19 protein-coding genes are annotated in these 21928 nt (G+C 55.0%); 8 read left to right on the top strand and 11 right to left on the bottom strand.

The window, feature by feature from the left end:
- Positions 1-26: 26 nt before the first annotated feature.
- The 3 genes from BJP35_RS17240 (at position 27) to BJP35_RS24665 (ending at position 5472) form a co-directional block, all read left to right on the top strand.
- Positions 27-2942, top strand: coding sequence for a type I restriction endonuclease subunit R (locus BJP35_RS17240; protein WP_047743696.1), 2916 nt, complete (start codon positions 27-29; stop codon positions 2940-2942).
- 35 nt (positions 2943-2977) lie between these two features.
- Complete coding sequence (locus BJP35_RS17235) at positions 2978-4825, top strand: YaaW family protein (protein WP_086463442.1); 1848 nt, start codon at positions 2978-2980, stop codon at positions 4823-4825.
- A gap of 332 nt (positions 4826-5157) precedes the next feature.
- Positions 5158-5472 carry a PD-(D/E)XK nuclease family protein gene (locus tag BJP35_RS24665; RefSeq protein WP_250898724.1) on the top strand — a complete coding sequence of 105 codons (315 nt, stop codon included), beginning with the start codon at positions 5158-5160 and terminating at the stop codon, positions 5470-5472.
- A gap of 137 nt (positions 5473-5609) precedes the next feature.
- On the opposite strand, the gene BJP35_RS24855 is transcribed toward BJP35_RS24665, so the two are convergent.
- The gene (locus BJP35_RS24855; protein ID WP_373419697.1) at positions 5610-5795 is read right to left on the bottom strand and encodes a Fic family protein; all 186 of its coding nucleotides are present in this window, start codon (positions 5793-5795) and stop codon (positions 5610-5612) included.
- Positions 5796-6121: 326 nt separating this feature from the next.
- Here BJP35_RS24855 and BJP35_RS17220 point away from each other — a divergent pair, with 326 nt between their 5' ends.
- Positions 6122-7291, top strand: coding sequence for a DNA repair protein (locus BJP35_RS17220; protein WP_032680232.1), 1170 nt, complete (start codon positions 6122-6124; stop codon positions 7289-7291).
- Here the strand turns inward: BJP35_RS17220 and BJP35_RS17215 are convergent, their stop codons facing one another.
- Positions 7292-8056: a siderophore-interacting protein gene (locus BJP35_RS17215; protein ID WP_032680231.1), complete on the bottom strand. Its 765-nt coding sequence runs from the start codon at positions 8054-8056 to the stop codon at positions 7292-7294.
- A gap of 146 nt (positions 8057-8202) precedes the next feature.
- Between BJP35_RS17215 and BJP35_RS17210 the strand changes: the two genes are divergently transcribed.
- A complete protein-coding gene (locus BJP35_RS17210; RefSeq protein WP_032679005.1) occupies positions 8203-8697 on the top strand; it encodes a PadR family transcriptional regulator in 495 nt (164 codons plus the stop codon).
- On the opposite strand, the gene BJP35_RS17205 is transcribed toward BJP35_RS17210, so the two are convergent.
- Positions 8694-10253 carry a methyl-accepting chemotaxis protein gene (locus BJP35_RS17205; protein ID WP_047743705.1) on the bottom strand — a complete coding sequence of 520 codons (1560 nt, stop codon included), beginning with the start codon at positions 10251-10253 and terminating at the stop codon, positions 8694-8696. The two genes, BJP35_RS17210 and BJP35_RS17205, sit on opposite strands and share 4 nt — an antisense overlap.
- 335 nt (positions 10254-10588) lie before the next feature.
- Positions 10589-12109 (bottom strand): PAS domain-containing methyl-accepting chemotaxis protein, encoded by a 1521-nt coding sequence (locus tag BJP35_RS17200; protein ID WP_047743708.1) that lies wholly within the window; start codon positions 12107-12109, stop codon positions 10589-10591.
- 436 nt (positions 12110-12545) lie between these two features.
- Between BJP35_RS17200 and ygjG the strand changes: the two genes are divergently transcribed.
- Positions 12546-13925: a putrescine aminotransferase gene (gene ygjG, locus BJP35_RS17195; RefSeq protein ID WP_020883590.1), complete on the top strand. Its 1380-nt coding sequence runs from the start codon at positions 12546-12548 to the stop codon at positions 13923-13925.
- Positions 13926-13958: 33 nt separating this feature from the next.
- Here ygjG and BJP35_RS17190 read toward each other — a convergent pair whose 3' ends face one another.
- A complete protein-coding gene (locus BJP35_RS17190; protein ID WP_020883589.1) occupies positions 13959-14561 on the bottom strand; it encodes a helix-turn-helix domain-containing protein in 603 nt (200 codons plus the stop codon).
- A 42-nt stretch (positions 14562-14603) separates the two neighbouring features.
- Between BJP35_RS17190 and BJP35_RS17185 the strand changes: the two genes are divergently transcribed.
- Both BJP35_RS17185 and BJP35_RS17180 read left to right on the top strand, forming a co-directional pair.
- Positions 14604-15290 (top strand): B3/4 domain-containing protein, encoded by a 687-nt coding sequence (locus tag BJP35_RS17185; protein WP_047743710.1) that lies wholly within the window; start codon positions 14604-14606, stop codon positions 15288-15290.
- 12 nt (positions 15291-15302) lie between these two features.
- Complete coding sequence (locus BJP35_RS17180; RefSeq protein WP_047743712.1) at positions 15303-16151, top strand: dihydrodipicolinate synthase family protein; 849 nt, start codon at positions 15303-15305, stop codon at positions 16149-16151.
- Between the two features lie 38 nt (positions 16152-16189).
- Here the strand turns inward: BJP35_RS17180 and lsrG are convergent, their stop codons facing one another.
- From lsrG to lsrA, 6 genes are read right to left on the bottom strand one after another with little or no spacing between them, the layout of a single operon-like run.
- The gene (gene lsrG / locus BJP35_RS17175; RefSeq protein WP_020883586.1) at positions 16190-16483 is read right to left on the bottom strand and encodes a (4S)-4-hydroxy-5-phosphonooxypentane-2,3-dione isomerase; all 294 of its coding nucleotides are present in this window, start codon (positions 16481-16483) and stop codon (positions 16190-16192) included.
- On the bottom strand, positions 16480-17367 hold the full coding sequence (gene lsrF, locus BJP35_RS17170) for a 3-hydroxy-5-phosphonooxypentane-2,4-dione thiolase (protein WP_014171710.1): 888 nt from the start codon (positions 17365-17367) through the stop codon (positions 16480-16482). The genes lsrG and lsrF overlap by 4 nt, the downstream gene beginning before the upstream one ends.
- Positions 17368-17378: 11 nt before the next feature.
- Positions 17379-18380 (bottom strand): autoinducer 2 ABC transporter substrate-binding protein LsrB, encoded by a 1002-nt coding sequence (lsrB, locus tag BJP35_RS17165; RefSeq protein ID WP_025202959.1) that lies wholly within the window; start codon positions 18378-18380, stop codon positions 17379-17381.
- On the bottom strand, positions 18377-19360 hold the full coding sequence (lsrD, locus tag BJP35_RS17160) for an autoinducer 2 ABC transporter permease LsrD (RefSeq protein WP_014171712.1): 984 nt from the start codon (positions 19358-19360) through the stop codon (positions 18377-18379). Before lsrD ends, lsrB begins: the two co-directional genes overlap by 4 nt.
- Positions 19361-20392, bottom strand: a complete 1032-nt coding sequence (gene lsrC / locus BJP35_RS17155) for an autoinducer 2 ABC transporter permease LsrC (RefSeq protein ID WP_047743714.1) — start codon at positions 20390-20392, stop codon at positions 19361-19363. It lies immediately after the preceding gene.
- Positions 20389-21876 (bottom strand): autoinducer 2 ABC transporter ATP-binding protein LsrA, encoded by a 1488-nt coding sequence (gene lsrA / locus BJP35_RS17150; RefSeq protein WP_020883582.1) that lies wholly within the window; start codon positions 21874-21876, stop codon positions 20389-20391. Before lsrA ends, lsrC begins: the two co-directional genes overlap by 4 nt.
- Positions 21877-21928 lie beyond the last annotated feature (52 nt).

Below are 21928 nucleotides of genomic sequence, written 5' to 3'. Positions count from 1 at the left end.
ACAATAACGAAAGGCACTACACACTCATGGCAACGCAAAGCGAATACGAGTTAGAAGCGCAGCTGGTGGAACAACTGGTGGGCATGCACTACGAACGGGTGAATGTCACCGACGAAACCAGTATGAAAGCCAATCTGAGAAAGCAGATTGAAATCCATAACCGACTGGAATCTGCGCCACTCACGGACGGCGAATTTAACCGTATTTTCTTGCACCTGACAAAAGGTAATGAAGTCATCGATCGCGCTAAGATCCTGCGCGATCGCTACCAGTTATTGCGTGATGACGGCACCGAGAAGTGGCTCAGCTTTATCAACAAAGAAGAGTGGTGCCAGAACGAATTTCAGGTGACGAGCCAGGTGAAGCAGTTCAATGCCGAACAAAACACACGTAAAACCCGCTTCGATGTCACGCTGCTAATCAACGGCCTGCCGCTGGTGCAGATCGAGCTCAAGCGTCGCGGCCTGGGGCTGAAAGAGGCTTTTAACCAGATCGATCGTTACCACCGGGATGCCTTCTGGGTCGGCAGCGGTCTGTTCCAGTATGTGCAGATCTTTATTATCAGCAACGGCGTGGACACCAAATACTACGCTAACAACCGCGCCAACCATTTCGAGCAGACCTTCTTCTGGACCGATGAAAAGAATAATCCGCTCAAAGCGCTGGAGAAATTCACCGACGCATTTCTGAAGGTTTGTCACATCGCCAAAATGATCACCCACTACACGGTGCTGAACGAAACCCGTAAATGCCTGATGGTGATGCGCCCCTATCAGTTTTATGCCTGTGAGGCGATGATCCGCCATGTGAAAGAGAATCTGCACAAGCAGGGCCGCCCTGAGAACGGTTATATCTGGCACACCACCGGCTCCGGTAAAACGCTGACCTCGTTTAAAGCCAGCCAGGTAATCATGGAGATGCCGGAAGTGGATCGGGTCATTTTTGTGGTCGATCGCCGGGATCTGGATTATCAGACGGCAAAAGAGTTCAATGGCTTTGCTAAAGACAGCGTGGACACCACCAACAACACCAGCACGCTGATAAAACATCTCAAGCAAAGCAGCACCAAACTGACCCTGACCACCATTCAGAAGCTGAATAACGCCATCACCCATGAAGGGTATAAAGCGCAGCTCGCACACCTGCGCAAAGAGCGCATCGTCTTTATCTTCGATGAATGCCACCGCAGCCAGTTCGGTGATACGCATAAAGCGATTGTGAACTTCTTCGAGAACGCACAGCTGTTTGGTTTTACCGGGACGCCAATCTTTGCCGATAACGTCAATATCACCAATGGTGTCAAACAGACCACCGAACTGTTGTTCGATAAATGCCTGCATAAATACGTGATTGTCGACGCCATCCGGGATGAAAACGTTCTGCGCTTTGCCGTGGAATATGTCGGTACATACAAGCGCAAAGAAAGCAGCAATGAGATCGATATCGATGTGGAGGATATCGATACCAAAGAGGTGATGGAAAGCGACATCCGGTTGAGCAAAGTGACCGACTATATCCTTGCCCACCATAACGCCAAGACCCGCAATCGCGAGTTCACCGCGATGTTCTGCGTCGGGTCAGTCGATATGCTGATCACCTACTACAAACTCTTTAAAGAAAAGCAGGCTGCATTGCAGGCGGCAGATGCCAGTTACAAGCCGTTAAAGATTGCCACCATCTTCACTTATGCCGCCAATGAAGCGGACAAAGGTGATAAAGAGGCGGTAAACGGTCTGCTGGATGAAGAGGATATTAGCCTGCCGCAGGGCGCGAAAGTTGATACCTCGAGTCGCGATCATCTGGATAGTTTTATCAAGGATTATAACGAGCTGTATGGCACCAGTTACTCTGCCAATGATTCAAAAAGCTTTTACAATTACTACAAAAATATTGCCCAGCGCACCAAAGAGAAAGGCATCGATATTCTGCTGGTGGTGAATATGTTCCTCACCGGTTTCGACAGCCCGGCGCTGAACACGCTGTACGTCGATAAAAACCTGCGTTTTCACGGCCTGGTACAGGCGTTTTCCCGCACCAACCGCATTCTCAACGAGAAGAAAAGCCACGGGAATATCGTCTGCTTCCGTAATCTGAAGAAAGCCACCGACGATGCTATTGCCTTGTTCTCGAATAAAGATGCCTCTTCTACGGTGCTGGTCAAACCCTTTGACGAGTACTTCGTGGATTATCAGGACGCTGTCGATCGCTTGTTAACGTTGACGCCAACGGTGGAAAGCGTGGACGATTTACCGGATGAAGAAGCGCAACTGGCATTCGTAACGGCGTTTCGTGATGTGATGCGTTTAAAAAACATCCTCGAAAGCTTTGCCGATTTTGACGATGCGGCGAAACCGCTGTCGGACCAGACGCTGGCGGATTTCACCAGTAAGTACCTCGATATTCACGACAAGGTGAAAAAGCACTCCAGTAAAGAGAAAGTCTCAATTCTTGAAGACGTGGATTTTGAAGTCTCGTTGATTCATCGCGACGAAATTAACGTTGGCTACATTCTGCGCTTGCTGGCGGGCATACAGGCGATGCCGCCAAAAGAGCAGCAGGAGCAGAAGAAAAAGATCATGGATATTGTCGACAGCGACGTGACGCTGCGTAGCAAACGTGAGCTTATCGATAACTTTATTGAAAAAAGTCTGCTGCATGCCCCGCATGACGAAGATATCACTCAGGTGTTTGAAGCCTATGTCGAACAGGAAAAAGGTAAGGCGCTGGCAACCTTGTGCAGCGAAGAGCGACTCGATTCCATGAAACTGGCTGGCTTGCTGGATAACTACCTCTTTACCGACGTGATGCCGCGAGAGGATGAGGTGGCGGAAACGCTGACCTGGACGCCGAAGATTCTGGAACGCAAGAGCGTACGGGCACGTGTCTACGACCGTGTGCGCGATGTGATTGAAACGTTTATCAATGGGATGCGCGGGTTTTAATAGATTTTGGTGATGAATATGGCAGAGGTATTTTCATGAGTGAGATAGATATCCAGGGTGATGACGCGTTGGTTCAACTGCTATTGAACGCAGATAAAGGCGATATAGACCTGCTGATCGATTACGTCACTAACACCGGTAAGTTTGGTTTTTCCATGTCAGACAGCGTGAAGGCTGTATTACAGGATGCCAAACGCCAGGAAATACCTGATGACGAAACTCTGCGTCTGCTTGTACGGGAGTTACAGCATTTCGGCGGTAATACGTTCGTGAATCTCTTTCGTCGCAATGGTGTGAGCTACAGCGAAATTGTCGATGACGTAGCCAGCCATCTGAAGATGAAAGTCCCGGCCACTGCATCAGTAGAAGAAAAAGAAGCGCTGATTATTGACTGTGTATTTACCTCGTCATGGAAAAAAATGTCGGATGATGAGCGCAGCCAGATTCTGCGTGATATGGGCATAAACGGCTCTGCCAGTATGGATATTCCTGTCTGGCAGAGAGCGGCACTCGTTGCTAATAGTCTTGCACAAACGACAGCAGGCAAAGTACTGCCTTTAATTGCAGGGCTAGGTATCGGGCGTGTTTTGGGCGTATTAACCGGGCCGGTTGGCCTGGCTATTACGGGCCTTTATACCGCCTATGACATCTCAAACCCCGCGTTTCGAGTGACACTGCCTTGCGTGGTGCAAATTGCCTGGATTCGCTTAAAAAATTCCCGCCAGTTCCGGCTTGCCACCCAGCCTTCACCAGCCTCGATGCCTGCTCTCACATACGATCAACGCTGGGGTTTTGGTCATGATATTCACCAACCTGCACTTACGGTTGCGACAATTCCACCTTCGGAAAGTATCAACACCGGTGCGATGCAGGAGCAGGATATTATCGGTATTTCACGTCTGAGCCCGCTGTTGCAAACATTACCCTCTTTGGCGACCTCTGCACATGTTGCCAGCCATCAATATATGGAGGTCATTATTAATGGCCCTCTGGCGAGTGTAAAAGATAGCCCTGGTTTCCGTGGATTTAGCCTGGGAGAAAAAGGCATCAAAGAACATGCCGTTCTGCTGAACCCTGACAAACTCAGCCAGCTTGTTAACGCCGGGATGTTGTTGAATGTTGCTTCTGCCGTGCTAGCGCAAAAGCACCTGGCTGATATCAGTAAAAAATTGACGGAAATTGTTGAGGCGGTGCGTGAGGTTTCTGCATTCCAGAACAATGCACGTAAGTCAGAGATCATTGGAGCCATACAGTATTTGCAGCAAATTACTCCCGTGGTTATTGAGGAGCAATGTTCGCCAGCAATACGCCAAAAACTGGAGGATATTGAAGTCCAGTTCTCCGCCCTGCAGTCACACTTACTGAATGATATTACTGCTGCTGGTGACAAAGTGGCTGCACTTAAAGATCGTGGGCTCTTTGGCAGTACGGAGATTACGAATAAGATCCAGACCCAACAAAATATTCTTGATGAGCGAATTCATGAATGGGACCTGGCAATGAAGGTTCGTGCGCAAGCGTTTCATCTTCTGACACATGCCGAAGGTAACACAACACTCGTCAGGCACCGCCAACGAACCATTGTTCATAACTATCAGGAGTTCGAAAGCGTTGTTGACAAAGTTGAGCGTCAGGTTCACCAGCGGATACAAGGTATCAGCGCATTGACGGAACAGAGCAATACCACCAATGCCAATAAAGTATTACTGCGGAAATGGACGACAACGACGTTAATGCAGCAAAAGATGGCTATTGAAGAGGCCCATTCGTCGTTCGGGAAATTCCAACAAGGATTGTTGGCTGAGCAGCCGCAATCTGCACGGTTACTGGTAGAAATGCAGGACGGGAAACCGGTGAAGTGTTTTGAATTACCACCAGTATAAACATTACGACTTCTTCTGAATGAGTAATCGAATGGAACATAACGATTCGTCACTAGCTGAGTGGCTACCGGAGTTTTTTCAGAAATGACCAATAAATATACAATGGGCCGCAGAAAAAAATAAAAAAAATCAATATCACTGTTGCCGGGCCAACTGAATTTTTAAGCCAATTCACTGAGCCACTAAAAGTTGTCCAGCGTCGATCTTTATCTTTTGATCCTTGGGAAGTCGCTGGACTTGAACGTAAAGAAGTTCATAACACAGCTGTTCTTGCCTGACTTCTTGATCCCGAGGGGACTCATGGTTTCGGGAGACTACCTTTACAGGCATTCCTGCAGGCAATACGACACAGTAGAAATGATATCCCTGAAGATTACCTTCACTATTGTCGGGTGCTGGTTGAAACTAATCCTACTGGCGATAATACCAATCGTGTTGATATAGAAATCAATGCGGATAATTTTTTCCTGCTTGTCGAAGTGAAAATTGATTCATGTGAACAGCAGGAACAAATTGGCCGATACTGCTCTGATGCCAGAATACGTGCAGGATCACGTCCCTGGGCTGTTGTCTTTTTAACGCCTCATGGCGGAAAACCGCTGACCTGCGGCTCAGATTTTAAACCTGATGTTCCCTGTATTTCCTGACGATATCTCGCCACAGCTTTAGAGTCTTCGTTGCAACCGCATTACAAAGAATTCTGAGTCGCCACGGTTTAACAGACACCTCGGCGGTGTCTGCCCGGAGGCCTTCGAACAGGCCTCGTCGTGAGGACAGGAAAGGTCTACTGTCGTGGGATCAGTCCAGTAATCCAGTATCCCTTATCCTGCTCGTACGATAAAACGTCAAACAACAATCGCGACAAGCGCCCATTTCCGTCACGAAACAGATGGATCAGGATAAATTCAACGTGGCATTCAGCAAGGAAAGCAACAAGCTCGGATCGTGGAAGAACGTTATGAAAAGTAATTTGGGTAAGAAATCGATCTTAAAATTCGCTTCATAACCCAAGGATACGATCCGCAGCAGCAAACTGAAAGCCGCCTTTAGCCAAATTCGCATTCCGCAATTTTCCAGCCCATTCGTATACATTTTCAAAAAGCGAATTCCCTGACCACATTTTGCCTCTGCGATCCTCCTTCCATAATGGCCGAAACATGCCTCAGACTCTTTCACAAACTACAAAACTAAAGAAATCCCCCATCGCGCCGATCATCATCCGTGTGTATTATTTCCTGTAGCGTTTACAACAATTAACCTTAACTCAAATACTTAAGCGCCAAAGCGAAAGGCATCATGAGCACACCGATCAAACGGCTAGAAATCATAAAAAATGCGATTGAACTGGAAGACGACGACATCATCCAGAGCCAGCTGACACGGCTGAAAAATGAAGCGTTTGACGATGAGCTACAGGCAATCGTCGCGGCGCTTGAGCAGAAAAACTATACCGTTGCCATGGCGGCGATCGCTGCCTGGCTACAGGGCCAGCGCGCCATGACGCAATGGCGTGACCCGCAGGTGGCGGCCAGCAAGATGGAGCTAAAAGCGCTGGAAGAGCGCCTCAGGGATTTGATTGACCGTCGCAATGCCCGCGTGCAACAGCTCGATGAATTCAACGATCTCTATTTCTCACGCCTCGGACCGCTGATGCAGCAGATCCTCGCCCTGCGTAAAACGCTGGCGGAGCTGAACCTGCGACGTCAGCAGGCAGAGGCGCGTCGACGTGAGGAAGATTACCGTCGCTGCCAGCGCTATATGGCGCAGGCGGTGGAGGTGCTGGCGATGCTGACCCAGCGCTGGCGCGATCTGCCTGCGGATTCCGTACAGGCCGCCGAGGCGCGTAAGCAACTGCAGCAGCAAAGCAATCTGATTGCTAACCTGCTGGCCGAAGCGCTGGAGCTGGAGAGTGGCTTAACGCGCGAAGAAGAGCCTGCACGTCAGGCGCGCGACGAGGCCAATGAAGAGTACGAGAAATACCGCGAGCAGCATCACGATGCCGAAATGCGTCTGCGTAAAGGCAAGAACCTCTCCGAGGAAGATCAGAACGAACTGAAGCGTCTCTGGCGTCAGGCGAGCAAGCTCTGCCATCCGGACCTAGTCGCTGACGATCTGAAAGAAGAAGCCAACGCGATGATGGTGCAACTCAACCAGGCCAAACAGCGTGGTGACGTTAAAGCCATTCGTTCGCTGGTGGCACGTCTGCAGCAGGGCTTTGAGCCGCTGATGGCCAGCGACAGGCTGAACGATCTGGAACGTATCCGCAAAAAAATGGCGCAGGTTCGCGAGCAGATTGACACGTTAGTGAACGAGCTGGCGGAGCTGGAGAAAGAGGAGTCCTGGCTGCTGGTCTCGTCGCTAAGCAATATGGAAACCTACTTTGCCCAGCAGGAGAAGGCGCTGCACGACGTTCGCGCCTCGCTCGAACATCAGGTGAGCGAAGCGCAGCTGGAGTCCGCAGCCTGATTATTTAGCGTGCCAGTATGCACTGGCACGCACCAGCTGCTGGTCGATTGCGTCGGTTTCAAACTGACGGCTCAGGTTTTTCACCACCTTCCCTTCCCCGGTCAGCCAGATAAAATAATCTTCCGCAGGCACCGTCAACGCCGCCAGACGCTCGGCCACCGCCTGTTCGCTGTGGCCGACAACCCAGGTGATGTTGAACGCGCTCAGATGGGCCAGATAGTCCTGATACGACGCATCACCGACCGTCACCACCGCATGGATGTCCGGGCGAACCGGCAGTGTTGCGATGCTTTCCAGGCGACGGCGCAGCGCGGGCATGCCGGATTCATCGCACACGTACAGTTGCCAGGCATAATCTTCCGGCACAACCAGCGAACCGCGCGGGCCGCCAATCGTGAGCGTGTCACCCACTTTTGCCTCTGTCGCCCAGTGACTGGCAACGCCGCCATCGTGTATGAAGAAATCGAGCACCAGCTCATGCCGTTCGGCATCGTACAGGGGCGTATAGTCTCGCGCCTGCGGACGCACACCGTCGCCCCAGTCGATACCTTCATCGGTAACAACCGGTGGTACAAAGGTCGCCCCCGGGGCCGGGAAAAACACTTTTGTGTGGTCGTCGAAACCGCGAGAGCTAAAGCCCTCCAGCGCCTCGCCGCCTAAAACAATGCGCTGGAAACCTGCGCTGACACGCTCAACGCGAAGCACGTCCAGCTTGCGAAAACGGAGATCATTACGAACACGTTGTGGGTAACGGGTGGATGTCATGGTGAGACCCTTCTCAGGTGAATACGATATATCTAAATCAATTTTAAATGATAATGATTGCTAGTCAGCAAGAATGCAAGATCTTTTAGATTGCATCTGAATATATCTAAGATATAGTTTAGATATATCAATTTGAAGGGGTGAGTATGCGAAACGAACACGACGGCGGCGGACGCCGACCACGCTTTTTTGGTCACGGCGATCTGCGTCTGGTGATACTGGATATCCTGACCCACAACGCGAGCCATGGCTACGAGTTGATCAAGGCGATCGAGAACATGACGCAGGGGAATTACACCCCAAGCCCTGGCGTTATCTACCCGACCCTCGATTACCTTCAGGATCAGACCTATATCACCATCACCGAAGAAGAGAATGGCCGCAAGAGAATTGCGATTACCGTGGCCGGTCAGCAGTGGCTGGATGAAAATCAGGAGCAGCTGGCGCAAATTCAGGCGCGTATTAAAGCGCGCTCCGTCGGCTTCCAGCTGAGAAAAAACCCGCAAATGAAGCGGGCTCTGGATAACTTCAAAGCGGTGTTAGACCTGAAGGTGAACCAGGGCGAACTCAGCGATGCGCAGCTTAAGCAGATCATCGGCGTGATCGACCGCGCAGCGCTGGAGATCTCCCAGCTGGATTAAGCCAGTACGCGATCGCTCACGCGGAAGACGCGAACAAGATCTTTCAGGTGCATCGCCTGTTCGTTCAGGGACGCTGCCGCCGCGACAGACTCCTCCACCAGGGCGGAGTTCTGCTGCGTGGTGGCATCAATCAGGCCAATCGCGCTGTTAATCTGCGAGATCCCTTCCGTCTGCTCATGGCTGGCCTGGCGGATCTCACGCAGAATAACGTCCATCTCTTCCACGTTGCCGACCATACCGTTAATCAACTCGCTCGCTTTCTCGACCAGGTTCATCCCGTCCTGCGTCTGGCTGGTAGAACTTTCGATCAGCTGACGAATTTCACTGGCAGATGACGCACTCTTCTGCGCAAGCTGACGCACTTCGCCCGCCACCACCGCAAAACCACGACCGTGCTCGCCCGCTCGTGCCGCTTCCACCGCCGCGTTTAGCGCCAGAATGTTGGTCTGGAAAGCGATGGCATCGATCAGGTCGATGATGTCGGACATCCGGTTAGAAGTCTCGTTAATCAGGCGCATTTTGCTGGTGACCTGCTTCATCATCTCGCCGTTGTTTTTGACCACCATGGCGGCGTCCGCCGAGAGGTGAGTTGCTTCTCCGGTGTGTGAGGCGGTGTTTTTTACCGTCGCCGTGATCTGCTCCATCGAGGCAGCGGTCTGTTCAACAGAGCTGGCCTGCTCTTCGGTGCGCGCGGCAAGATCCTGGTTCCCCGCGACAATCTGCGCGGCGGCACTCGAGATATTCTCCGAACCGGTCTGAACCTGCTGCACAATGTCCAGCAGACGCGTTTTCATCTCCATCAGCGCATGCAGCAGCAGGCCGGTTTCGTCTTTACCGTGCGGCGTGATGCTGCCGGTCAGATCGCCTTCAGCAATGGCTTTTGCAAAATCCACCGCCTCGTCCAGCGGACGCGTGATTGAGCGCACGATAAACCAGCCAATCAGGCTGCCGGTCGCGACGCTAAAGAGCGTGATCAGGATCAGCAGCAGGCGGTTCGATTTGAAATCGCCCTCGACCTGCACTCCTGCGCTTTGCATTTCCTGGTTCTGAATCGCGATCAGCGCCTGCACGTTGGCTTTATAGGCCTGCTGTAGCTTCAGGGTGTTGGTCATCATCTCCTGAATAGCGCCCGCCCGATCGTTATTCTGCACCGCCTGCAAAATGCGATAACGCGAGTCCAGATACTGCTGACGCACGCCGCGTATCTCAGCAAGAACCCGCTGTGATTCAGGATCCTGCAGCGCAGTATTCAGCTCGCCGAGGATCACCGTAATCTGTTCGCTGATCGCTTTAAGACGCTGCTGTGACTGCGCTGTATACGTTCCCTGTTCATCCAGTAACATCAGCTGCTGAGTGCCAATAAATTCCTGGAAGTTGTCGATTAACTGGTTCGCTTTTACCGTGGTCGGATAATCACGGGTAATGATGGATTGCATTCCGTTGTTCGCCCGGTTCAGGCTTAGCAAGGATAAACTCGCACTGACCACCATCAGGACAATAAAGAATCCAAACGCCAGAAATAATTTCGTGCCGATCTTTACGTCATGTAAGAACATATTTTCTCCATCGATGTGATTATTTCTCAGACGATCACCGTTATCGGTAACGAAACCGCTAACTTTATGACTTTGATCGTTTTTTTATTTCATAACCACGACAATGGATAGGTGCAGGCTATTAATATCCGTAAATCGATCGTTACGTCACCCTCTGATGAGGCATTTTCAAAATAGCATCGGGAAAAACGGACTTAGGCTGGGGTAAATATTTGATGTGATTTCTTTAGTTACTTAATATAAAGTTAACAATAAAAGACATTAATAATTACATTCAGAAAAAATAAAGCCGCTTATTCCTGATGAAATAAACGGCTTTCTGGAACCTTACTGGCTCAATGGAGCACGGTGACCGCATCCTTAAGACGCCCGGCGCGATGCTTCACCATTGCGGATATGTGGGCACTTTCCTCAACCAGATCGGCATTTTTCTGCGTGATGCTGTCCAGCTCGGCCACCGCACGGGTGAGCTCTGACAAGCCGGTAGCCTGTTCAGAGGTCGAATGGCTGATCTGCGCGATAAGCTGCGTCACGTTTTTCACCTGCTCGACGATATCATCCATTGTACGACCGGCGGCATGAACCTGATCAGAGCCGGACTGCACCTTACTGGCGCTGGCATCAATCAGCTTGCGAATATCGTTGGCTGCACTGGCGCTACGGCTGGCGAGATGGCGCACTTCGCCGGCGACAACCGCAAAGCCTTTCCCCTGCTCACCGGCTCTTGCCGCCTCCACCGCCGCATTCAGCGCCAGAATATTGGTCTGAAACGCGATGTCGTTAATAAGGGAGGTAATTGAGCCAATCCGCTGCGTGCTATCCGCGATGTCATCCATGGTTTTCACCACCGTCTGCATCGCGTTTCCGCCTTTGGTCGCCGCGCTGCTGGCGGCCACTGACAGCTTATCCACTTCGGCGGCGGTTTCTGAATTACTCTGCACGGAGGCGGCCATCTGGTTCATTGTCGCCACGGTCTGCTGCACATTGGCCACGGTCTGACGCGTCCGATCGTTCAGATCTTCATTCCCCTTTGCCAGCCTGTCGCTGCCATCACGCACGCTCACCACCTGGCTTGACACATCGTTAATCAACCAGCGGCACATCAGCCCCAGCTGCCCGACCGCACGCAGGGTCAACCCCAGCTCGTCACTGCGGTTCAGGTGCTGCACGCTGTTGCGCTCGCCGGTGGCGACTTTCAGCGCCTGACGCGCCACGTTTTCGATCGGACGAACAATCTGCTGCTCAAACAGCAGCGTGCCCAGCAGCATAACTACCGCGGCGGCAGCCAGCGGGTACGCACCCGCTGAGGTGGCCACCAGCGTGGCAGCCAGCACCGCAAACAGCCCCGCCATCACGCTTCGCACGCGCCAGCGCAGCGGCATTTCTGGAAGTTTCCCCAGCCAGCCTTTCCTTACCACCAGTCCTTTATGAATACGTTTCTTGCAGCGCCCGTCATTCAGAGCCCGATAGAGCGGCTCCACGCCAGCAATCTCTTCTGCCGTGGCTTTGGTGCGAATCGACATATAGCCCGTCACCTGCCCGTGACGCACCATCGGCACCGCGTTGGCGCGCACCCAGTAGTGGTCGCCATTTTTACGTCGGTTTTTGACAATGCCGCTCCACGGCTCGCCCTTTTGCAGGGTGTACCACATATCGGCAAACGCCGCTTTTGGCATATCGGGGTGGCGCACCAGATTGTGCGGCTGGCCCATCAGCTCATCAAGCTGATAGCCACTCACCTGCACAAAGGTGTCGTTGGCGTGGGTCAGGTAACTGTGGATATCGGTGGTCGACATTAAGGTGGTGTCATCGTCCAGAGGATATTCATTCTGGGTGACAAAGGTTGGAGCGGACATCGTGAGCATCCCTTGCAGGTTATTTGAATGTTAATTTTGTGGATTAATGTTTTTTCGGCGGTAAAGAATTTATCTTTAGTTGTTAAAGTTGATAGAGATCGCAGATTTCACTTAAACCGCACTTTTTGTGAGATTTTATAATTCATTGATTTCAAATACTTTCGTAGAGAAATTACCTGCAGAGTATGACGCGTTAACGCCCACTTAAGTCGCAGCGTCTGCACTCTATAAGTGCAATGGCCTTTTAATCGCACCTCCCCAGGCCTTTTCCGCCGTACCGCTAAATCCCGTATCGGTTATATCGGCATGATTAAATTTTGCGCAACATAATGTTAACCTGGTGTTTATCCTGATTTTCGTTAAGGCATCTGAAGTGGCGTAATCCCTGCAATACTTAATCCAGTATCATGTGATACGCGATCCCCGGGAGCACATTTTGAACAGGTTACCTTCCAGCGCCTCGGCTCTTGCCTGTACCGCGCACGCACTGAATCTCATTGAGAAGCGAACGCTTGATCATGAGGAGATGAAACAACTTAACCGAGAGGTCATCGATTACTTTAAAGAGCATGTCAATCCAGGGTTTTTGGAGTATCGCAAATCTGTTACCGCCGGCGGGGATTACGGAGCCGTAGAGTGGCAAGCGGGAAGTCTTAATACGCTTGTCGACACCCAGGGACAGGAGTTTATAGATTGCCTGGGTGGTTTTGGAATTTTCAACGTGGGGCACCGTAATCCAGTTGTGGTTTCCGCCGTACAGAATCAACTTGCGAAACAACCTCTCCATAGCCAGGAACTGCTCGATCCGCTTCGCGCTATGCTCGCGAAAACGCTCGCGGCCTTAACGCCCGGCAAACTGAAGTACAGCTTCTTTAGCAACAGCGGCACGGAATCGGTCGAAGCGGCGATTAAACTCGCCAAAGCGTACCAGTCGCCGCGCGGCAAATTCACGTTTATCGCCACCAGCGGCGCGTTCCACGGAAAATCCCTGGGCGCACTGTCGGCTACCGCCAAATCCACCTTCCGCAAACCGTTTATGCCGCTGCTGCCGGGCTTCCGCCACGTGCCGTTTGGTGACATTAGCGCTATGCGCACCATGCTGAGCGAATGCCGTAAAACCGGCGACGACGTGGCAGCGGTGATCCTGGAGCCTATTCAGGGTGAGGGCGGCGTGATCCTGCCCCCGCAGGGCTATCTGCCTGCCGTGCGTCAGTTGTGCGATGAGTTTGGCGCACTGCTGATCCTCGACGAAGTCCAAACCGGGATGGGGCGTACGGGCAAGATGTTTGCCTGCGAGCATGAGAACGTCCAGCCGGACATTCTCTGTCTGGCAAAAGCGCTGGGCGGCGGCGTGATGCCGATTGGCGCGACGGTGGCGACCGAAGAGGTCTTCTCGGTGCTGTTCGACAACCCGTTCCTGCACACCACTACGTTTGGCGGTAACCCGCTGGCCTGCGCGGCCGCGCTGGCGACCATCAACGTGCTGCTGGATCAAAACCTGCCTGCACAGGCGGAACAGAAAGGCGATATGCTGCTGGACGGTTTCCGCCAGCTGGGCCGGGAATATCCGGATCTGGTGCAGGATGCGCGGGGTAAAGGGTTGCTGATGGCCATTGAGTTTGTCGACAACGAAATCGGCTACAGCTTCGCGAGCGAGATGTTCCGCCAGCGGGTCCTGGTTGCCGGAACGCTCAACAACTCGAAGACCATTCGCATTGAACCGCCGCTGACGCTGACGGTTGAACAGTGTGAGCAGGTGCTGAAAGCGGCGCGTAAAGCGCTGGCAGCCCTGCGGGTAAGCGTGGAAGAAGCGTGATATCCCCTCCCCCTCCTGACGGAGGGGGCGTTTTTAGCGGTGAAACTCCGCCACCGTCATGGTAAACCGCAACACATTCTCGCCCTCATTCGCGTAGCCGTGTGCCGCTTCCGTTTTCGCCACCGCCGAAGCGCCTGCCGCCACCTGCGTCACCGTCTCTTCCACCGTCAGGGTCAATCCTCCCTCAGTGACATGCAGCAGCTCAAACGTTCCCGCCGGATGCCCCGGCGAGGTAAAACGCTCCCCCGGATGCATCACCCACTGCCAGAGTTCAATCATATCCGGGCCAGACGTGCCCGCGAGCAGCCGGGCATATCCGCCCTGTGGGCCCTGCCACAGAACCGGGATCGCCGCTTCTTCTATGACGTGCACCCGCGGCTCGCTGGAGACGTTAACGATATCCGCCACCGAAACGCCCAGCGCGGCAGCCAGCTTGCAGAGAATGGCAATGCTGGGATTCGCCGCCCCTTTTTCAATCTCCACCAGCATGCCTTTGCTGACGCTGGCGCGGCGTGAAAGCTCATCCAGCGACAGTTTTTTCTCTTTGCGCCAGTTGCGAATGCGGGTGGCGACGGCCAGGCTTACCTGGGCGATATCGGCACCCGAATCGGTCATTATATTGACTTTATCAGTCATTGGTCACTACCATAGTATAAAACAGTCAATACAGGATTATTTATGTCTCTCGTTACGCCGTCAATAGACCCGCGTCTTACCGGGATTGCCCCCGGCTTTCGGGCGCTGAGCATTCTGGTTGAAGCCGCCCCGATAACCCAGCCGGACGTGGCCTCTGCCGCGCTGGCACAGGCCTGCCAGCAGGTCCTCAATGATGATGTCGCCTGGGCGGAAGCGCACCTCAGCGCCTGGGATGACGTGTTCAGGGCATTTGGTGCGAAACCGAAACGCACGCCCTGCTCAGCATCGGCCCTGCGTAAGCGAGTGCTGAAAGAGGGCGCACTGCCCCCGCTTGATCCAGTGGTCGATATTTACAATGCCATCAGCATTCGTTACGCCATTCCCGTCGGGGGTGAGAACCTTGCCGCTTATGCAGGCGCTCCGCGTCTGACGCTTGCCGAAGGTAATGAACCGTTTGATACCCTGAAAGAGGGCCAGCCGGTTATCGAATACCCGGATGCGGGCGAAGTTATCTGGCGCGATGATATTGGCGTCACCTGCCGTCGCTGGAACTGGCGCCAGGGCGTGCGTACACGTCTCGATAGCCAGGCGCAACACATGTGGTTTATTCTCGAAAGTCTGCCGTCGATGCCGTTATCGGCGTTGCAGGAGGCTGGCGATGAGTTAGTCAGCAACCTGCAGCGGCTGATGCCGGGCTCCACTGCTCACCTTCAACTGATTGGACTATAAAAGGATAAGCGGATGTTTCACGGGTTAAGCGCATTCCCTCTGACGCCATTGCGAGAGGGGAAATTTGATGAGCAGGCGTTTGTGCAGTTGCTGCGCCCGCTGGTGGATGCCGGTGTCGATTCGCTGGGGATCCTCGGTTCGACGGGCAGTTACGCGTATCTGACGCCTGAAGAGCGCACGCATATCACCCGCTGTGCCGTGGCGCATGCCGACAACATTCCGGTGAGCGTAAGTATTGGTGCGCTTCGCCTCGACGATATTCTCCGTCTGGCGGATGAGGCGCAAAGTGCCGGCGCCCGTGGGGTGTTACTGGCCCCCGTGTCGTACCAGCGCCTGACGGCAGAGGAAGTGTTTACCCTGTATGAGACGGTGACCCACCGGATCTCTGTTCCGCTGTGCATTTACGACAACCCGGCCACCACCGGGTTCGAGTTTAACGACGATTTGCTGTATGCCGTGGCGGCGCTACCGAACGTCAAATCCGTCAAGCTCGGGCGCATACCGGACGATATCGCCCACATGCGCGCCCGTCTTCCTGAAAACGTCACCCTGGGCATCAGTGGCGACTGGCGGGCGGCGTCAGCCCTGCAGGCCGGGTTTGATGTCTGGTATTCGGTTATCGCAGGGCTCTATCCGCAGACGGCGCTGGCAATTGCCCGAGCCAAAGACACCACCCCCTCTGACCGGCTGGCACCGCTGTGGGCGCTGTTCCGCCAGTACGGCAGTTTGCGGGTGATGGCCGCAGCGGCGGAAATGTCAGGGAAAGTGGCCGCGCCTGCACTGCCGTTCCCGCTTGCGTCGCTGAGCGGGAAACCGCGCGAAACGCTGGCGGCGATCCTGGCGGAACTGGCCCTCGCCTGAGCATCGCCGGGCTAGCGTAAGCGCTACCCGGCGGTCTGTTACGCCGGCAACAACCCGACAAAACTGCGTTTTTTGCGCGGCTCTGACATCAGGTCCTCAAGCTTATCCACGCAGGCCAGATAGTGCGGGGTTTTCTTGTGCGCCAGCACCGCCTCTTCATCCTTGTAGGCCTCGTAGATAAAGAACCGGGTTTTCACGCGCGGATCCTGTAAAACATCAAAGCGCAGATTGCCCGGCTCCTGAATCGCCCCTTCGTGGTTAGCGCGAAACACCTCCAGAAACTCATCGACCCGCTCGGGTTTGATGTTGATTTCCACTAATGTCACGTTCATTTTGCTTCTCCCTGTTTCTCTTCCTGCCAGAACTGGAACGCGTCCCGCGCGCTCATGTTCTCATGTACCACTTTTTTCACCGCTTTCAGCATGGCCAGCGGGGCGCTGGACTGGAAGATATTGCGGCCCATGTCCACCCCGGACGCCCCCTGGTCAATCGCCCGCCAGCACATCTCCAGCGCGTCGTGCTCCGGCAGCTTTTTGCCTCCTGCAATCACGATCGGCACCGGGCAGCTGGCGGTTACTTTTTCAAACCCTTCGTCGACATAATAGGTTTTGACGAACTGCGCCCCCATCTCGGCCGCGATACGGCTGGCAAGCGAGAAATACCGCGCGTCGCGCGCCATCTCTTTGCCAACGCCCGTTACCGCCAGGGTCGGCATGCCATAGCGCGCACCGGCATCCACCAGTTTGATGATGTTGTTGATCGACTGATGTTCAAACTCACTGCCGATGTACACCTGCGCCGCCACCGCGCAGACGTTCAGGCGCAGCGCATCTTCCATCGCCACCGCCACGCACTCGTTGGAAAGTTCCCCTAAAATCGAATTGCCGCCGGAGGCGCGCAACACGACGGGTTTATTGGTGGCGACAGGCACCTGGCTGCGCAAAATACCGCGGGTGCACATCAGCACGTCGGTTTCCCCAAACAGCGGGGCGATAGAGAGATCGATACGCTCAAGGCCGGTCGTCGGTCCCTGGAAATAGCCGTGATCAAAGGCCAGCATCACCGTGCGGTTGCTTTTTGGGTTGAAGATGCGCGCCAGCCTGGACTGCATTCCCCAGTCCAGCGAGCCGCATCCCTTCAGGGTAAACGGCACGTTCTGCTGCGGTGTGCCGATGCCAAAATCTTTGCCGTCTTTGATGTCGTCTAAATCAGCCATTTGCTCCCCCGTCAGAAATCGTATTTGTTGATGTTCTCTTTGGTAAACACCACCCGCTCCGGCAGCAGCACAATGCCGTTGCCCTTCGCTTCATACTGGTAGCCCTGCACGCTGTTCGGCTCGACCTTCAGCGTACCGATATCTTTCACGTCCACGCTGTCGCCAACGTTAAGATCGCCTTTTTTCAACAACCGATCGGCGACATTGACCGCAATTTTGCCCTGTTGCACCACATCCCACAGGCCGAAGGCTTTCACCGTGCCGCGCTCTACGTACGGACGCATCACGTTAGGCGTGCTGAAGCCGACAATCGCCACCCCTTCTCGCTTCAGGTTTTCCGCCGCCTGCGCCGCCGCCGGCAGGGCGTTGGCATCCGGGGCGATGATCGCATCCAGATCCGGATACGCTTTTAAGATCCCCTCGGCGGTTTGTAGCGATTTGGTGGCATCGTTATAGCCAAACTGCGTGGTCACGACCTGCCACTGCGGATGATCTTTCTCGATTTTGGCCTTCGCCTCTTTCACCCACTGGTTCTGGTCGGTAACGGTCGGGCTGGAGTAAAAGAACGCCACTTTGGCATTCGGTTTGGTGACCTGTTTACCGGCCATGTCGACCAGCAGGCCGCCGAGCTGCGCCGGGGTGCCCTGGTTGATGTAGATGCTGCGGCATTCCGGTTTGGTGTCGGAGTCCCAGGTTAGTACTTTGACGCCACGCTGCATCGCGCGCTTCAGCGCCGGGCAGAGGCCATCCGGCGACACCGCCGAAACGATAATGGCGTTATAGCCCTGGTTAACGAAGTTATTGATGAGCTGCACCTGGCCTGAGACGCTGGGCTCGGTCGGGCCGTCGTAGGTGACGTCCACGCCGAGATCTTTACCCGCCTCTTTCGCGCCATTGCCGCCGCTGGTAAAGAAGCCAACGCCCACCAGCTTGGGGATAAAGGCGATGCGGTCCGCGGCCTGTGCCGACGCGAAGCTGAGTGCCATCGCCAGGACTATCAGTTTTGTTTTCATCTTACGCTCCGGGTATGTTTTGTGAGGAGAGAGCGCACCCATTCACGGTGCAAACTCAGTGAACGTCCCATCACCACCACAACCAACAGCGCCCCTGACAGCGCGCTCGACACCTGGTTGGGGATGCCGACCATCTGTAAACCCTGCTGCAGATACCCCACCAGCAACGCCGCCAGGGCCGTACCGATTACCGACCCCGAACCGCCATAGATATTGGCGCCGCCGAGGACCGCTGCGGTCAGTGCAGGCATCAGTAAATCGCGTCCCAAATCCGAACGCGCCGAACCGAAATAGGAGACCATCACCAGCGCAGCAATGGCCGAAGCGACGCCCACCAGGCCATACAGGGCGTAGGGCATCCCGTTGACCGAGAGCGCCGCATAGCGCGCCGCGCGCGGGTTCTGCCCAATCAAAAACAGATGGCGGCCAAAGCGTCCGCGATGGGTAATCAGCCAGAAGAAGACGGTAATCACGGCGAACAGCACCAGCGGGATTGGCAACCCCAGGAACGTGAGGTTAGCGAACGCGGTAAAGCTGTCCGGGAAGCCACCGATGCCTTCGTAACCGGTCGCCCCCGCCATGCCGGAGAGCAGCAGTGCGCCACCGCCGTAGAGATAGAGCGTGCCGAGGGTGATAACCAGTGGGCTGATGCCGGTGTAGTGGATCAGCGCAGCGTTGACCAGACCGCACAGCAGGCCGAGCAGCAGCGTCAACGGTATCGCCAGCGCCATCGGCCAACCCGCCTGCATCATCACCCCCAGCGCGATGGCACACAGGCCGATGGTCGAACCGAGGGAAATATCAATGCCGCCGCTGATGATCACCAGGGTGAGCGGCAGCGCTACAATGCCAATGCAGATAAAATCGCTGGTGCTGAACAGCAGCATGTTGATATCGAGCATGCGCGGATTGATGGCCCCAAAGAGCAGGATTTCCAGCACCAGTAATATCAGCAGCGCGCTTTCCCAGTTAAGCTTCATTTACGCCACCTCTTTTTTGTGTTTCGTAAACGGGGTGACATGCTTCCCCCCTTTGTTACCGGGCTGGAAGCGGCTGTACTTAAGTGCGCGCTGATGCCGGGCCAGCGCCTGGCGTAAACGCCCGTCGAGCACCAGCACACCGAGCAGCACCAGCCCGGCGATAAAGTCATTCCACCACGCGGGCAGCCTGAACAGCACCAGCACGGTGTCGATTTGAGTCAGGAAAAAAGCCCCCAGTAAGGCGCCAATAAGCGTCCCGGTACCGCCCAGCAGAGAGATCCCCCCGAGTACGCAGGCGGCAATGGCTTTCATCTCCAGCCCGCTGCCGGTCTGGTTAGGTACAAAGCCAATCTGCGAAGCGAAGACAATCCCCGCACACGCGGCCAGCGTGCCGTTCAGCGTAAAAGCGATCATTCGCGTCCGGTTCACCGCCACGCCCAGCTGGCGTGCGGCGGTAAGGTTATCGCCCACGGCGTAGAAATCGCGTCCGAAGGCGGTGCGCGACAATGTCCATGCGCCGACCGCGGCTAAAAACACCACGCCCATTCCGAGCGGTGAAATCCCCATAGCGGCAGGTTCAGAGAGCGATTTCAGGCTCGGCGGTAGCCCTTCAATCCACTTTCCTCCCGTCCACAGCAGCATCGCTCCGCGATAGAGACCCAGCGTGCCGAGGGTGGCCACAATTGCCGGAATACGCAGCCCCACCACCAGAAAACCGTTAAATGCTCCCGCCAGTGCGCCAATCGACAGCGCAAAGAGTATCGATACCGGCAGGGTGTAGCCGCTGTTCAGAGCCACCCCCACGGCAATGGCAGACAGCCCGACGGTAGAGCCGACGGAAACATCAATATTGCGGGTCAACATCACCAGCGCGGCGCCGAGCGCCAGCAGAATCAGGATTTGCGAACTGGCGAAGATCATCCCCAGCGTTTGCAGGCTGAAATAGGCCGGATTGAGCCCCACCAGCACCGCGAACAACGCCAGAATGGCGATGAACGCGCTCAGTTCGCGATTTTTCAGTAAGGTCTTCATGACTGCCCTCCGAATGCCAGCGCCATCATTCTGTCGAGACTGACCGCGTGCCGGGACAACTCGCCGCTGAGTACGCCCTGGTGCATCACCAGCACGCGATCGGCAAGCCCGGGGAACTCATCCAGATCGCTTGAGATCATCAGCACCGCCACGTTCTGCGCCGCCACGCTTTTGATGAGCTGATAGATATCGGCCCGCGCCGACACATCCACTCCGCGTGTCGGTTCATCGACGATCAACAGCAGCGGATTCGCCTCCAGACAGCGCGCCAGCAACACCTTCTGCTGGTTGCCGCCGGAAAGCGTGCGCACGGTTTGATCCGCATGGTTAAGCTTGATCCCCAGCGCCCGGTGATAGCGCTCCACCACCGCCGACTCCCGTTTGCGCTGCTGCCAGACCGAGGGCTCATTCAGCGCCACGGTGTTCCAGCGAATCGGCGCATCCAGGAACAAGCCGGAAACCTGTCGGTCCTCTGGCAGGTAGACCAGCCCTTTCTCCAGCCGTGCCGCCACGGGTTCGCCGGTTATTTCCTGATTTTCCAGCCAGACTCGTCCACCGCGCACCGGGCGCAGCCCATACAGCGTTTCCGCAAATTCGGTGCGCCCGGAGCCGACCAGCCCGGCGAGGCCAACTATTTCCCCGGCATAGATTTCCATGCTGAGATCGATAAATCCCTCACCGGTAAGCTCTTCCACCCGCAGCACCGGGAAATCCTGCGGCTGCGTGCGGCGATTGCCCGGCAGCGCCAGCCACAGTTTTTGTGCATCACTTAATCCTTTTTCGCGGCTCACCGGCGTCATGGCCGCAATCAGGGCGTTATCGTCAAACTGTGCAGTTTCACCGCTGAGCACGATCGCGCCGTCGCGCATTACCGAGACGTGGCTCGCCAGCTGGCGGATCTCCGGTAATTTGTGCGAGATAAAAACAATGCCGACGCCCAGCGCCTGCAACGCGCGGATCTGGCGGAACAGCCGTTCGGTTTCCCCCGGGGTGAGCGACGCCGTGGGTTCATCAAGGATCAGGATCTTCGCGTTACGCATCAGGCCGCGCAGGATCTCCACCATCTGTTGATCCGCCACTTCAAGGGTGCTGGCGGTGGCATCAAGATTGAGCTGACACTGCAGCTGCTGGAGTTTCTCCGCCAGCCGTTCCCCCATACCGGCCTCACGCGGCAGGCGGAAAAGGATGTTTTCCCGCACCGTCAGGTTGGGGAAAAGCAGGGGTTCCTGCGGCACCAGATAAATCCCCAGCCTGTGGGCCTGCGCGGGCGAAAGCCGCGCAAACGCGTGGCCGTCAACCGAAAGTTCACCGCTGTCCGGCGTTTCCACCCCGGCGATGATTTTCATCAGCGTTGATTTTCCCGCGCCGTTACCGCCCATCAGCGCATGCACCTGACCCGCAAGCAGCGTGAAATGAATACCTTTCAGGACCGGTACGCCGGAGAACTGCTTGCTGATATCACGTGCTTCGATAAGTGGCGTCATTATCGCTCCGCTATTGAACAAATGATTTTTAGATTTAATAATGTTCAAAAGC

The sequence above is a fragment of the Enterobacter sp. J49 genome (assembly GCF_002148625.1).
Lineage (GTDB): Bacteria > Pseudomonadota > Gammaproteobacteria > Enterobacterales > Enterobacteriaceae > Enterobacter > Enterobacter ludwigii.
The sequence above is the reverse complement of the archived record's forward strand: the minus strand, read 5'-3'. Positions and strand labels throughout refer to the sequence as shown.